10 protein-coding genes and 1 pseudogene are annotated in these 13792 nt (G+C 70.4%); 7 read left to right on the top strand and 4 right to left on the bottom strand.

The annotated features are described in order from the left end of the window. The first annotated feature begins 5 nt into the window (after positions 1-5). From K6U06_RS06925 to K6U06_RS06940, 4 genes are all read left to right on the top strand, one after another. A complete protein-coding gene (locus tag K6U06_RS06925) occupies positions 6-1022 on the top strand; it encodes an ROK family protein (RefSeq protein WP_262321178.1) in 1017 nt (338 codons plus the stop codon). 42 nt (positions 1023-1064) lie between these two features. After that, complete coding sequence (locus K6U06_RS06930; protein WP_262321179.1) at positions 1065-2240, top strand: aminotransferase class I/II-fold pyridoxal phosphate-dependent enzyme; 1176 nt, start codon at positions 1065-1067, stop codon at positions 2238-2240. Between the two features lie 64 nt (positions 2241-2304). After that, positions 2305-3039, top strand: coding sequence for a lysophospholipid acyltransferase family protein (locus tag K6U06_RS06935; RefSeq protein WP_262321180.1), 735 nt, complete (start codon positions 2305-2307; stop codon positions 3037-3039). Positions 3040-3212: 173 nt separating this feature from the next. After that, on the top strand, positions 3213-3887 hold the full coding sequence (locus tag K6U06_RS06940; protein WP_262321181.1) for a hypothetical protein: 675 nt from the start codon (positions 3213-3215) through the stop codon (positions 3885-3887). A 45-nt stretch (positions 3888-3932) separates the two neighbouring features. On the opposite strand, the gene K6U06_RS06945 is transcribed toward K6U06_RS06940, so the two are convergent. Continuing rightward, positions 3933-5543 carry an FAD-binding oxidoreductase gene (locus K6U06_RS06945; RefSeq protein WP_262321182.1) on the bottom strand — a complete coding sequence of 537 codons (1611 nt, stop codon included), beginning with the start codon at positions 5541-5543 and terminating at the stop codon, positions 3933-3935. A gap of 587 nt (positions 5544-6130) precedes the next feature. On the opposite strand from K6U06_RS06945, the gene K6U06_RS06950 reads away from it, so the two are divergent. Further along, positions 6131-8962 (top strand): vitamin B12-dependent ribonucleotide reductase, encoded by a 2832-nt coding sequence (locus K6U06_RS06950; protein WP_262321183.1) that lies wholly within the window; start codon positions 6131-6133, stop codon positions 8960-8962. 243 nt (positions 8963-9205) lie between these two features. Here K6U06_RS06950 and K6U06_RS24660 read toward each other — a convergent pair whose 3' ends face one another. Beyond that, positions 9206-9439, bottom strand: a complete 234-nt coding sequence (locus tag K6U06_RS24660; RefSeq protein WP_410050994.1) for a hypothetical protein — start codon at positions 9437-9439, stop codon at positions 9206-9208. A gap of 79 nt (positions 9440-9518) precedes the next feature. Between K6U06_RS24660 and K6U06_RS24665 the strand changes: the two are divergent. Continuing rightward, positions 9519-9796, top strand: a pseudogene (locus K6U06_RS24665) (aldo/keto reductase); the annotation flags it as partial. Between the two features lie 268 nt (positions 9797-10064). Here the strand turns inward: K6U06_RS24665 and K6U06_RS06960 are convergent. Further along, positions 10065-11351: an ABC transporter substrate-binding protein gene (locus K6U06_RS06960; RefSeq protein WP_262321184.1), complete on the bottom strand. Its 1287-nt coding sequence runs from the start codon at positions 11349-11351 to the stop codon at positions 10065-10067. A 119-nt stretch (positions 11352-11470) separates the two neighbouring features. Next, positions 11471-13054: an MFS transporter gene (locus K6U06_RS06965; RefSeq protein WP_262321185.1), complete on the bottom strand. Its 1584-nt coding sequence runs from the start codon at positions 13052-13054 to the stop codon at positions 11471-11473. Between the two features lie 45 nt (positions 13055-13099). Between K6U06_RS06965 and K6U06_RS06970 the strand changes: the two genes are divergently transcribed. After that, positions 13100-13732, top strand: coding sequence for a TetR/AcrR family transcriptional regulator (locus K6U06_RS06970; RefSeq protein WP_262321186.1), 633 nt, complete (start codon positions 13100-13102; stop codon positions 13730-13732). Positions 13733-13792: the final 60 nt, after the last annotated feature.

Genomic DNA, 13792 nt, shown 5'->3' on the forward strand with positions numbered 1-13792 from the left:
GCGCCGTGGCCTCCGGGCCGGTCGTCGGGGTGGACATCGGAGGCACCAAGATCCTCGCCGTGCGCCTGGCACCCCTCGCCCGCCCCGCCCGCGCCGAGGGCGAACCTCCGAACCAAGGGGGGCCGTCCCGTGGGGCGATCGCCGGGGCGGTTGAGGCGGAGGCCCGCCGGCCGACGCCGCGCGACGGAGCGGAGGTCGTCGCCCGCATCTTCGAGGTGGTGAGAGACCTCTGCCCGGCGGCACCGCCCGAGGCGGTCGGCATCGGGATCCCCGGATTGGTCGACCGGGGCGGGGTGATGCGCTTTTCCCCCCACCTCCCGGGCCTGGTCGGCCTGCCGGTGGCGGACCAGCTCGCCGTCGGGTTGCCCGGCTCGCGCCTGTGGGTCGGCAACGACGCCACCGCCGCCGGCTGGGCCGAGCACCGCTTCGGCGCCGCGGTCGGAGCCGACGACGTGCTCATGGTCACCCTCGGCACCGGGATCGGCGGCGGGATCGTCAGCGGGGGCGCCCTGAACGAGGGGGCGGACCGCTTCGCCGGCGAGTTCGGCCACATGGTCATCGACCCGCACGGGCCGCTCTGCCCGTGCGGGAAGCAGGGCTGCTGGGAGCGGTACGCGTCGGGCAGCGGCCTCGGCCAGCTGGGCCGGGAGGCCGCCCTCGGGCACCGGGCCCCCGGCGTCCTCGCCCGTGCCGGCGGCGACCCGGAGGCGGTGCGCGGCGAGCACGTGACCCAGGCCGCCCGCGACGGCGACCCGGACGCGCTCGGCATCATGGCCCGCTTCGCCTGGTGGCTGGCCCTCGGCCTCGCCAACCTGGCCAACGCCTTCGACCCTCGGGTCATCGTCCTCGGAGGCGGCCTCATAGAGGCCGGCGACGTCCTGCTCGGACCGGTCCGCAAAGCCTTCGCCGAGCTGGTCGAGGCACCCGGCGAGCGCCGGGTGCGCATCGAGGCGGCGGTCCTCGGCGAGCGGGCCGGGGCGATCGGCTCCGGGCTGCTCGCGGCAGGTGGCGCGGCGGCGTAACTGCCACTGGGACCGCCGGCGGCGTCCACTACCCTTGGCGCCGTGGAGTTCCGCCGGATCAACGGCTTGCCGCCGTACGTGTTCAGCATCATCAACCAGCTGCGTGACGATGCCCGCCAGGCCGGGCGCGACGTGGTCGACATGGGGTTCGGCAACCCCGACATCCCGAGCCCTGACCTGGCCGTGGACAAGCTGGCCGAAGCCGCCCGCAACCCCCGCAACCACCGGTACTCCGCATCCCGGGGCATCCCCAAGCTGCGGCTGGCCGCCTCCAACCTGTACCTGCGCCGCTTCGGGGTGGAGCTCGATCCCGACACCGAGGTGGTCACCACCATCGGCGCCAAGGAGGGTCTGTCCCACCTGATGTGGACCCTCGTCGGGCCGGGAGACACCGCGCTGGTGCCGACGCCGAGCTACCCGATCCACATCTACGCCCCGCTCTTCGCCGGCGCCGATGTGCAGCAGGTCCGCCTCGGACCCGACCAGGATTTCTTCGCCAACCTGATGGAGAGCTGGGAGTCCACCTGGCCCCGGCCGCGGGTCATCGTGTTCTCGTTCCCGCACAACCCGACGACGGAGTGCGTCGACTTGGCGTGGATGCAGCGCATCGTCGATTTCGCCCGCGAGCACAACGTGATCCTGGTCCACGACTTCGCTTACTCCGACACCGCCTTCGACGGCTACCAGCCGCCGTCGATCATGCAGGTTCCGGGCGCCAAAGAGGTGGCCGTCGAGCTCTACACGCTGACCAAGAGTTTCTCGATGGCGGGATGGCGGGTGGCTTTCATGGTCGGCAACCCTGAGATTGTCGCCGCCCTGACCAAGCTCAAGAGCTACCTGGACTACGGCACCTTCCAGCCGATCCAGATCGCGGCCATCGTGACCATGAACGAGGCGCAGGACTACCCGAAGGTCGTCAACGAGATCTACCAGGGCCGGCGTGACGCCCTCTGCGAGGGCCTCAACCGGATCGGCTGGGAGATCGAGCCGCCGAAGGGCACCATGTTCGTGTGGGCGCCGATCCCCGAGCCGTACCGGGAGATGGGCTCGCTCGAGTTCGCCAAATTCCTGGTGACCGACGCGGAGGTCGCCACCTCCCCGGGCGTGGGGTTCGGCAAGGGCGGCGAAGGCTTCGTCCGCTTCGCGCTGATCGAGAACGAGCAGCGCATCCAGCAGAGCATCCGCAACCTTCGCCGGTCCCTGACCAAGCTCGCCTGAGCCCTCGATGCGCCGGTGGCGTTTTTGTCCCCTGCGCCCCTCGTCAGCGCGTAGCGTCCGTCACATGGGGTACACGCTGATCAAGATGGTGCTGGCACCGATCCTGCGGCTGGCGTACCGGATCAAGGTGGAGGGGCGCGAGCACCTGCCGGCGCAGGGGCCGGTCATCCTCGCGGCCAACCACGTGTCGTTCCTCGACAACCTGGTGATACCGCTGATCTCGCCTCGTCGGGTCACGTTCTTGGCCAAGGCCGAGTACTTCGACGACAAGCGGGTGGCGTGGTTCTTCCGGCTGGGCGGCCAGATCCCGATCAAGCGGGAGGGCGGCTCGGCCGCCGACCGGGCTTTGGCCTCGGCCCGGGAGGTGCTGCAGGCCGGCGGGGTGCTCGGCATCTACCCGGAGGGCACCCGGTCGCCCGACGGCCGTCTCTACAAGGGCCGCACCGGCGTGGCCCGAATGGCTCTCTCCTGCCGGGCCCCGGTGGTGCCGATCGGCCTGCACGGCACCGCCGACGCCCAGCCGATCGGAGCGCGCTTCCCTCGGCCGTTCCGGACCTTGACCGTGGCGATCGGTGCGCCGTTGCGCTGGGACGCCGAGCCGGGGGCGGAGGACGACCGCGACACCCTGCGCCGGGTCACCGACGAGATCGTCGAGGCCATCGCCGCCCTGAGCGGCCAGGAGCGGGTGGCGCACTACGCCAAGCGGAACTGCCCTGACGAGCCTGACACGCAGGCCGCATCCACCGGCTCGGAAACACCCTCGGCGGTGACGGGCGACAGCCACGTCCTAGCTGACTGACCGTGACGGCCGGCCTGACGGCCCGACGCCGGGGGGCGCGGCCGGGCCGGGTGACGGGGTGACGGCCTGGAACGCCGCTGCGGCGGGATGCCTCGGCCGGCGCGCACCGGATGTAACGGTCCGGCGGCGGTGGCGTAACGTGGGGTTCACATGGGGCGTTTAACTTCTCTCCCATGGCTACGTTCCTCCTCCGGGTGTGGGTGCCCGACCGGCCGGGCGCATTGGGCGCGGTCGCCAGCCGCATCGGCGCAGTCCGGGGCGACCTGATCGGCATCGACATCTTGGAGCGCGGCGCGGGACGAGCCATCGACGAGCTGGTCGTGGAGCTGCCGAGCGAGACTCTGGTCCCGCTGCTCGTCTCGGAGGTATCCGAGGTCGACGGCGTCGACGTGGAAGACGTGCGCCCGGCGCTCTCGTCGGTCGTGGACCCCCGCCTCGACGCCTTGGAGACCGCGGCGTTCCTCGTCGATCAGCTGAGCGTCCCCGAGCTGCTCGAGGCACTGGCGCGGCGCAGCAGCCGGGACTTCCAGGCCGACTGGGCGGTGGTGCTCGACCTCGAGGCTCCGTCACCGGTCGTCGAGGTGGGAGCGGCTCCGCCGGCCGCATGGCTCCAGGCGTTCGTCGCCGGCAGCAGGGCGTCGGCCGCGGCCGCCGTCGGCGGTCCCGACGACATGGCCTGGGCGGAACTGGGCGCCGCTGACCTGGTCGTACTCCTCGGCCGGCGGGGCCGGCCGTTCCGGGCCAGGGAACGGCGACAGCTGTCGGCTCTGGCCCGGATCGTCGACCAGCGGTGGATGGACCTGGTGACTCGCTCTGCCCGCATGCTCCACCCCAGCGCCACCCCCTGAACCGGTCCGCCTCCCGACGCCAGCGACGCCCCGGTGGGCGGTGGCTCAGCCCGGGAGCGGGATGCTCTGCGCGAAGTGCCAGACGTCGTCTGGGTCCCACGCCGCCTTGACCCGCTGGAGGCGGGGCAGGTTGGCGCCGTAGTACGCCTGCTCCCAGCTGGCCAGGTCCGGGTCGATGTAGTTCTGGTAGGCCCCGCCGCTCACGTACGGACGGAGGCTCGCGTACCAACCGTCCAGCCACTGCTGGGCCGCGTCCAAGAACCCGCCGGGGGCGCCCGGCGAGAAATCGGCGTTGTACTGGGCGGACGCGATGGCGTCACGGTGCACGAACGCGGTGGCGTCGGGTGCCACCCGGTTGACCGCTCCGCCGTAGCTGTCGAAGCCCACCGCGCCCTTGGCCCCTTGCGACCGGCGGGAGTCGATCCCGGCCAGGACCGCCGCGACCCCTTTGTCGCCGAGCGGGCCGGTCAGGTAGTCGGACTTGGCCAGGCTGGGGCGGCGGGTGAGGACGCCGGCGGGGCCCTGCGTCGGCAGGCGGCACTGCGCCTGCGACAGCGAAGCGCAGCCGGCCTCCAGCAGCATGGCGTGGGCGAAGGACGCCTGACCTACGTAGCGCGACGACACCGCCGCGCCGCCGGCGGCGCGCTGCAGCCCGTCGAGCAGCGGGGTGAGGCTGGCGGGCGACCCCAACCACACGCCGTTGACCTCGGCCTGCGCCTCGCTGCGGGCCGGGTCGGTGCTGAGCACGCAGTTGGCCCACAGCTGGTCGGGGCCGGTGGGCGCCCACGCCAGGTAGGCGGGCAGCACCTGCCCGGCGGCCGCCCACGGCCAAAACAGGGTGAAGGTGGTCACCGGCTGCGTCGGGAAGGTGTCGACCTGGAAGGAGGTGACCACCCCGAAGTTGCCGCCCCCACCGCCCCGGCAGGCCCAGTACAGGTCCGGGTTGGTCGCCGCGTCCGCGCTGACCAGGCGGCCATCCGCGGTCACCACCTGCAGGGACGTCACCCGGTCGCAGGTCAGCCCGTAGGCCCGGTCGACCACGCCGGCGCCGCCGCCGAGGGCCAACCCGGCGAAGCCCACTGTCGGGCACGACCCGGCCGGGATCGACACTCCCTGCCCGTTCAAGGCACCGTAGACGTCGACCAGGCGGGCGCCGGCGCCGATCGTGGCCTTCCCGGACCCGGCGCTCACCCCCGCCATGCGGGTGACGTCGACGACCAAGCCGGCGCCCGTCGAATACCCGCCGTAGCTGTGCCCGCCGCTGCGGACCGCCAACGCCAGCCCGTGCTGGCGGGCAAACCCGATGCAGCGCTGCACGTCCCCGGGCGAAGCGCAGTAGGCCACCCCCTGAGGCCGCGCGCCGTCGTAACGAGGGTCGTAGAGCTGCACCGCCGACAGGTACCCGGCCGAGGTCGGCCGGACCAGGTTGCCGTCCAAGGCGGCGGCGAGCGCAGCCCACTGAGCGCCGCTCGCCGCTGCGCCGCTCGCCGTCCCCGCCGCGGTGGTCGCCGGCACCGGGATGGAAGTACTGGCGGTCGGCGCGGGGGGCGGGGAGGCGCGGCGGGTGCCCCCACAGCCGGCGACGACCGCGCCGACGGCCGCTCCCGCGGCCATCCGTAGGACGTCACGCCGGGAGGGGAGCGGAGAGCCGGTCATGAGGGAGGGAGAGGATGCCTGGCGCGGCCCTCCGGTCGAAGGGGCGGGGACGGGAGGGCCCGCGGCGGGTCTTGGTGCCGCCGATCGGACAGCTTCGACGGCGCCGGCCAGGGTATCGCCTGACCTGCGGGATCCGCATCGCGCTCACCGGGGTGTGGACCACCCAGGAGTTGTCCCCTGATGATCCACAGGATGTGCGCCCTACCGATCCACAGCGATGGGCCCCTACGGTGGCGCCATGACCGGGACCGCCGGCCCGCCGCCGGGTGCAAACCTTCGCGAGCGGCGCATGACCAGCGGGTTCGCGCGCACCCAACCATTGACATGACCGAACCACAGTGCTGAAATTACCAACCTGTATGTTGTGGTTGTGTCCCGCGGGGGCGACTCCCAACCACAAGCGCTTGTGGTGGGGTCGGCGCCGGCCGGCGCCCCACCCCACCACCTGACGAGCCCATCACCGACGACGCAGCACCGAGGACCGCAGCACGGGACCGGCAGGACCAGGCAGTCCGCACGCACCAGACATCGCAGCCGCTCCACGAGCAGCACCACGTACACGAGACGCACACGAGAGGAACCTCCGAATGGCAATCGCACCCGAGCGCATGGGCATCGGCCTTCGCCGGCGGTACACCACTGCCGGCCAGCACCCCTATGACACCGTGGTCTGGGAGCGGCGCGACGCCCGCATCACCCACTGGGCCACCGGCGCGGTCGCCTTCGAGCAGCTCGGGGTCGAAGTGCCCTCCACGTGGAGCGTCAACGCCACCAACATCCTCGCCCAGAAGTACTTCCGGGGCACGATGGGCACCGCAGAGCGCGAATCGTCGCTCAAGCAGGTGGCCGACCGGGTCGTCGACACGATCACGGCGTGGGGCCGCAAGGACGGCTACTTCGTGGACGACACCGAGGCGGAGATCTTCGCCGACGAGCTGAAGTACCTGATCATCCACCAGAAGGCCGCCTTCAACTCGCCGGTGTGGTTCAACATCGGGGTCAAGGGCGTGCCCCAGCAAGGCTCGGCCTGCTTCATCCTGGCCGTCGAGGACTCGATGGACTCGATCCTCAACTGGTACAAGGAGGAAGGGGTCATCTTCAAGGGCGGTTCCGGTGCGGGCGTCAACCTGTCGAAGATCCGCTCGTCCCACGAGGGCCTCCGCGGTGGCGGTACGGCGTCGGGACCGGTGAGCTTCATGCGCGGCGCGGATGCCTCCGCCGGCACCATCAAGTCAGGTGGGAAAACTCGCCGGGCGGCGAAGATGGTCATCCTCGACGTCGACCATCCCGACGTCGAGGACTTCATCTGGTGCAAGACCATCGAGGAGCGCAAGGCCCGGGCGTTGAGCGACGCCGGCTTCGACATGGACCTCGACGGCAAGGACAGCCACTCGATCCAGTACCAAAACGCCAACAACTCGGTGCGGGTCACCGACGAGTTCATGCAGGCGGTCGTCGAAGACGGCGACTGGGGCCTCAAGGCGGTGACGACCGGCGAGGTGGTCAAGACCATCCGGGCCCGCGACCTATTCCGTCAGATCGCCAAGGCCGCATGGGAGTGCGCCGACCCCGGGATGCAGTTCGACACCACGATCAACCGGTGGCACACCGCCCCCAACCACGGGCGGATCAACGGCTCCAACCCGTGCTCGGAGTACATGCATGTCGACAACTCGGCGTGCAACCTGGCCAGCCTCAACCTGCTGACCTTCCTCGAGTCCGACGGCGGCTTCGACGTGGACGGCTTCCGGGCCGCCACCGAGGTCATCTTCACTGCGCAGGAGATCATCGTCGGCAACGCCGACTACCCGACCGAGAAAATCGCCGAGAACTCCCGCCGCTTCCGCCAGCTGGGCATCGGCTACGCCAACCTCGGCGCCTTGCTGATGGCCCAGGGACTGCCCTACGACTCAGACGAGGGCCGCGCCTGGGCCGGGGCCATCACCGCTCTGCTCACCGGCCACTCCTACGCCACCTCGGCGCGCACCGCGGCGCGCATGGGTCCCTTCGCCGGCTTCACCCAGAACCGTGACGCCATGCTCGGGGTGCTGCGCATGCACCGCGACGCGGCGGCCTCCATCGACGAGGAGCTGGTACCCCCCGAGCTGCTCTCCGCCGCCCAAGAGGCCTGGGACCAGGCCGTCGAGACCGCCGAGCAGTACGGCGTGCGCAACGCCCAGGCCAGCGTCTTGGCCCCGACCGGCACCATCGGGCTCCTCATGGACTGCGACACCACCGGCGTCGAGCCCGACCTGGGCCTGGTCAAGATGAAGAAGCTGGTCGGCGGCGGCACCATGTCGATCGTCAACCAGACGGTGCCCCGGGCCCTGCGCCGCCTCGGCTACGGCGAGGCGCAGATCGCCGACATCATCGCCTACATCGACGAGCACAAGTCGATCCTGGGCGCACCCCACCTGACCGCCGCGCACCTCCCGGTGTTCGCCTGCTCGATGGGCGACAACACCATCCACTACAAGGGCCACATCCACATGATGGCGGCGGTCCAGCCGTTCATCTCCGGCGCCATCTCCAAGACGGTCAACGTGCCGGAGTCGGTGACGGTGGAGGAAGTGGAGCAGCTGCACATCGAGGCGTGGCAGCTGGGCCTCAAGGCCATCGCCATGTACCGCGACAACTGCAAGGTGGCCCAGCCATTGGCCACCGCCAAGAAGGCCGTCGCCGACCCGGCGCTCTCCGACGGTGAGCACCACGACGCCGAGCTGGCCATCAAGGTCGCCGAGCTGGAAAAGGCGCTGGAGCGCCAGACGACGGTCGTGGTCAAGCAGCCGATCCGGGAGCGGATGCCCCGCCGGCGGATGTCGAGCACGTTCGCGTTCCGGGTGGCGGACTGCGAGGGCTTCGTGACCGTCGGCGAGTACGAGGACGGACGGCCCGGCGAGGTGTTCATGAAGGTCGCCAAGCAGGGCTCCACCCTCGCCGGCATCATGGATGCCTTCGCCATCTCGGTCAGCCTGGGCCTCCAGCACGGCGTCCCGTTGGCGACATACGTCAAGAAGTACACCAACATGCGCTTCGAGCCCGCCGGCATGACCGACGACCCCGACCTGCGGATCGCCTCGTCGCTGGTGGACTACATCTTCCGCCGGCTCGCCGTCGACTACCTGCCGGCGGCCGAGCGGGCCGAGCTGGGCGTGCTGACATCGGCGGAGCGGACCCAGCCGACCCTGCCGGGCATCGACGAGACCGTCACCCCCAACCTGTCCTCCACCGACGTCACTCCCGTCGAGGACATCGACGAGACGCCGGCGCCTCCGGCCACGGCCATCGTGCCGGCCCCGCTCGCCGTGGCGCCGGCCCAGTCCGACGCCCCCTACTGCGGACAGTGCGGCGTGCAGATGCAGCGGGCCGGCAGCTGCCACGCCTGCCCGTCGTGCGGGACCACCAGCGGCTGCTCGTGATGTGATGTGATGTGATGTGACGTGATGAGAGATCGCGCGTTGGTCCCTCGCCGCGTCCTCGGATAGTCGCAAGCCCTCCGGGGTGGGCTTCCAAGGATTCCGCCAGAGGAATCGTGGGCCGGCGTCATACTCGGCGGCGGGCCGGCTTCGTGCCGGCCCGCCGCTCGTATTGAGCGGAGCGTGCGAGGCTTTAGGAGCCGGTCGAGTCGAGACCGGGATGCCGGAGGTGACCGGGCTCAGGCGCTAGGGCCTGGGATCAGGGAAGCCGCAGGGTCGGCTGTGCGCCCGAGAGTGGATGGCTGCCCAGATGGTGAGGAGTCTGATCCGCTCCTCGGATGCGGTGGCCAGCTCGGCGGTGTAGACGATCAGCTCGTGCACCGCTCGGCCGGGCAGGGGGAGCTCGAGGGACTGGAACGCCAGTTCCAGGTGTCCGACCTCGGGGTGCTGCAGCCGTTTGACGCCGTCATGGCGGATCAAGACGTCGTGCGCTGCCCATCGGCTGCGGAACTCGGGGCGCCGCAGCGGCGCTGCCGTTGCCGGCGCTGCCGTGGCCAGCGCTGCCGTGCACGGCGCGATCCTGCCCGGCCTGCGGGCTCTGACGGACCGGATGGGAGCGATCGGCGAAGACCTAGGTGCGACTGATCCCGATGTCGCGACCGCTTGGGCCATCGCCAAGGGGACCACCCCGATCATCGGGGTCACGAAGGCGGCTTACATCGACGGTTGGTCAGAGCTGGCGGCAGAGAGCTCGCCGGCGCGGAGATAGCGGAACTGGAGGCGCTAGCAGACGCCGCGGACGTCGACACCCGCGGTTGGTGGGAACATGAAATGTAGAGGCAAGCGGCAGCTGCGACGGCTGGCCGGTGTCAGTGGGGCCGAGGAGCGCGGTCCCGGTGGCGATCCCCATCTGAAGGCTCACCGAGACGCCAGACGCCGCCACCGCTTCGCGTCTTGGCGGAGAAGCCTCCTCCGTGCCGGCGTCGACACTCCGGCGGACCAGCCGGCCACGGGCGCTCAGCTGATCCGCTTGGATCGCCCGGCCGCACCGGCATGTGCCTGGCAACGCCGGGGCACATGCCGGTGGTCCAGCCCAGGGGTGGGCTCAGGAGGTGCCGGTCTTGGCCTTCAGGCCGGGGAGGATCGTCCCGCACACCGGCGTGTCACCCGCCAACAGGTTGAAAGTGGTCCCCGAGAGCTTGGTGAGGTACAGGCAGTTGTCGGGGCCGAGGCCGCCCGCGACCGACCCGAACTTCGAGAAGTCGACCATGTGGGTGCCGTACAACCCGAAGGCGTCGAACGTCGAGTCCGCCCGGAGCGCCGACTCGAAGCTGGACGATGTCGGGTTGGTGCCCGCCTTTTGGAGCCCGTCTACGAGTGCAGCGACTGCGATGTAGCCCCCGTACTCGGCGAAGGTCGGGATGCCCGAGACGCCAGAGTAGGACGTCAGCGCGGACTGGAAGGCTTTGGTGGCGGCGGTGTTCATCTCCACGGGCTGGGCGACGGTGTAGAAGTCGACGCCCTGGGCGGCTGCGACGCCCGCCGGCGACTGGAGGAGGTCCCCCCCATAGCCGGTCGGCAGCAGCATCATCTTCAGGTTGACCCCTAGCGCCTTGAGGGCGGCCGCCAGCGCGAAGCCGGTGCTCGGTACGGTCACCGAATAGACCGCGTCGACGCCGGCCTGTTTCATGGCGATGGCGACGGGCTGAACGTCAGTGCTCCCGAAGGGGAAGTTGTAATTCTGGTAGCCGACCTTGATGCCAGCGTTCTGGGCGGAGAGAGCCGCACCGGAGGCGGCCCCCGTCGACGTCGAGGAGACCCCGTAGGCCAGAACCCCTACATTGGTCACGCCGGCGTTCTTTAACGCCGTGCCGAACGTGGTGGCGACCTTCGAGTAATCACCGCTCGAGCTGGTGTCGAACAGGTTGTTGAGCGCTCCGGTGGCCCACTCGGGTCCGTCGAAGCCGCCGCCGATGACCGGTACATGCTGGGAGGCCAGGTACTGCGCCGCCCCGTAGAAGTCGGAGCTGACCTCGAGGATCGCGAACACGTGGTCCTGCTCGACCAGCTTCTGGGCGGCTGCCAAAGCCCCGGCGGGCGTGGACTGGGTGTCCGCCATCACGTACTTGATGTTGAAGCCCTTGCTCGCGGCCACACCGATGCCAGCCTTGATGCCCTGCTCGGTCGTGGTGAATCCCGAGGATGCGACGCCGGTGGAGTCCGTAAGAACGCCTACGGTGATGGTCTTGCTTGTTGCTCCACCGGAGCCGGTCGATCCGCTCGCCGCAACGGTGCTCGATGAGCCCCCTGATCCCGTCGAGCTCGACTTGCTGCTGCCGCAGGCCGATGCCGCCAGGGTGAGCGCGGCCGCTACGGCCGTGCCCTTCGCCAAACTTGCACGCACTGAAGTATGTCCCCCTGATAGATAAACTCGCTGGCGGAATACTCTAATCCGCTGGCGCTATGGGCACAAGTGAGCGCTAGGTGTCGGACCAGCCTGCTCGACGCTCCTCAGTGAGCGGGCGCCGTGTGGGCCGCCCCGGACGCGAAGTCCCGTGAACGGATCAACGCCAGCGCCAAGACGCCGGCTGCGAAGGCGAATATCGCGGCGACCAGCAGGATCAGGTCCAGCGACGAGGTGAAGCTCGCCTTGACCACGTGATTGAGCAGCTGCCGGTGGGCGGCCGGCACCTTTTGGAACAAGGTTGCGACCTGACCGTTCTCAAGGGCCTTGGCGATCGCGGCGCTGCGGCCCGACAGCGGGGTGCCCGACGCCAGGGAGGCCACCGAGCTCGACAGCCGGCTGGTGAAGACCGAGCCGAGCAGCGCGATCCCGGTGGCGATCCCCATCTGGCGGAAGGTGGAGTTGATCCCCGAAGCCATGCCTGCCTGCTCCTGCGTGACCACCCCGACGGCCGTAGATGCCAGCGGCGGGTTGATGAATCCGACGCCCACCCCGCCGAGGATCATGCCCGGGATCAGATGCGTCCACCCCGAGGTGGCGCTCAGGCCGCGCATGAGCATGAGGCCGCCCCCGACGGCGAGCAGACCCAGACCGATGAGGAAGCGGATCGGCACGTGGGCGGTGAGGCGCCCGGCCAGGAAGCTGACGGCGAGGATGCCACCGGAAAGCACCAGCAGCCGGAGCCCGGTCTGTAGCGCGCTGTAGCCGAGCACGTCTTGGAGGTAGATGGTCAGGTACAGGAGGACCGAGAAGATGCTCACCGAGACGCCAAACGCCGCCACCGCTCCGCCCGTGAAGGTGGGCAGCCGGAACAGCCGGAGGTCGAACATGGGGTGGGCGAGCCGGGCCTCGACGAGCAAGAACCCGGCGAGGAGGACCCCTCCGGCGGCGAACGTGGCGATCACGGTGGTGCTGGAGAAGCTGGTCCGGCCGGCCTCGATCAGTGCGTAGACGATCGATACCAGACCTCCGGTGAAGAGGACGAAGCCGGCCCAGTCTGGGCGGCTGGCCTTGTCGCTGCGGGACTCGGCCACCTGGTAGAAGGTGACGGCGAGGGCGACCGCCCCGACCGGCAGGTTGACGAAGAAGATCCACCGCCACGACAGTCCGCTGACCAGCGCACCTCCGACGATGGGGCCGATGGCGACGGCGACGCCGGTGATGGCGCCCCACACCCCGAACGCGAGGCCTCGCTCCTTGCCGTGGAAGGCGCTGGCCAGCAGGGCCAGGGACACCGAGAACATGACCGCCCCGCCCACCCCCTGCAGGCCCCGGGACAGCTCGAGCATCAGCGGGCTCTGCGCCGCCCCGCACAACGCCGACGCGGCGGTGAATATGGCCAGCCCGGCCATGTACAGCAGCCGCCGGCCGAACATGTCCGCCAGCGAGCCGGACGTGAGCAGGAACGCGGCGAGGGTCAGGGCGTAAGCGTCGACCACCCACTGCAGATCGGCGAAGGTCGAGTGCAGCTCGGTCTGGATGGCCGGCAACGCCACGTTCACGACTGTCACGTCGAGGAGCAGCATGAAGGTGCCGAGGCAGACCGCGACGAGGGTCCACCACTTGGTGCCGGCTGGTGTGGCGTCGGCCCGCTCGGCAGTTACGGTCTTCCCCGTCGGCTCGATGGTCATGGGGGCAGCCTACCCACCGATGTGTACGGTTGTACACTTCTTTTGGTGAACCGCGATGCTGCCGCTACCCGCCAACGGATCCTCAACGAGGCCAAAGCCCACTTCGCTCGGCACGGCTTCGACGGGGCCACGGTCCGCAAGATCGCAGCCTCGGCCGGCGTCGCCCCCAACCTGATCACCAGGTACTTTGGGGGCAAAGCGGGGCTGTTCCGGGCCGCCACCGCCGTCGACCTCGACGTGGCGGGCGTCGTTTCCGGCCCGTTCTCCTCGCTCGGTGATCGCATCGCGGCCAAGGTCGTCGAGCGATGGGAGGCGGCCGACTCGGAGGACCCGCTCCTCATGATGTTGCGCTCCGCGGGCACCTCCGACGTGGCGGCCGCCGCGCTCGGCGACTTCATGCTGCAGCGGGCCGCCGCCCCGCTCAGCGACTACCTGCCGGCGGTTACGGGGTGCACGCCCGTCGAGGCGCAAGCCCAAGCGGCGGCCGTCGGGTCGATCATCATGGGCGCGGTGACGACCCGGTACGTGCTGCGCACCGGGCCGCTCGCCGCGGCGTCCCGTGCCGCTGTCGCCCGGTGGCTGGCCGATCAGATCCAGCGCCTGCTCGACCCCTCCGGCGTCGTCAGCCTGGCAGCGGCCGAGGGCAGCCGGGCTGACCTGCCGCCGGTTGGGGGCTGAGCGCCGGCCGGGAAGGGCCGTTGGGCCCTGCCCGTACCCGCCGGCACGGAGCAGGATGCG

It is taken from the genome of Acidiferrimicrobium sp. IK (assembly GCF_025499425.1).
In the GTDB taxonomy this organism is placed as follows: domain Bacteria; phylum Actinomycetota; class Acidimicrobiia; order Acidimicrobiales; family Palsa-688; genus Acidiferrimicrobium.

Bases quoted from the DNA above. Each gene is read 5' to 3' on its own strand.
- K6U06_RS06935 (WP_262321180.1), top strand. From the start codon at position 2,305: ATGGGGTACACGCTGATCAAGATGGTGCTGGCACCGATCCTGCGGCTG.
- K6U06_RS06940 (WP_262321181.1), top strand. From the start codon at position 3,213: ATGGCTACGTTCCTCCTCCGGGTGTGGGTGCCCGACCGGCCGGGCGCA.
- K6U06_RS06945 (WP_262321182.1), bottom strand. From the start codon at position 5,543: ATGACCGGCTCTCCGCTCCCCTCCCGGCGTGACGTCCTACGGATGGCC.
- K6U06_RS06950 (WP_262321183.1), top strand. From the start codon at position 6,131: ATGGCAATCGCACCCGAGCGCATGGGCATCGGCCTTCGCCGGCGGTAC.
- K6U06_RS06965 (WP_262321185.1), bottom strand. From the start codon at position 13,054: ATGACCATCGAGCCGACGGGGAAGACCGTAACTGCCGAGCGGGCCGAC.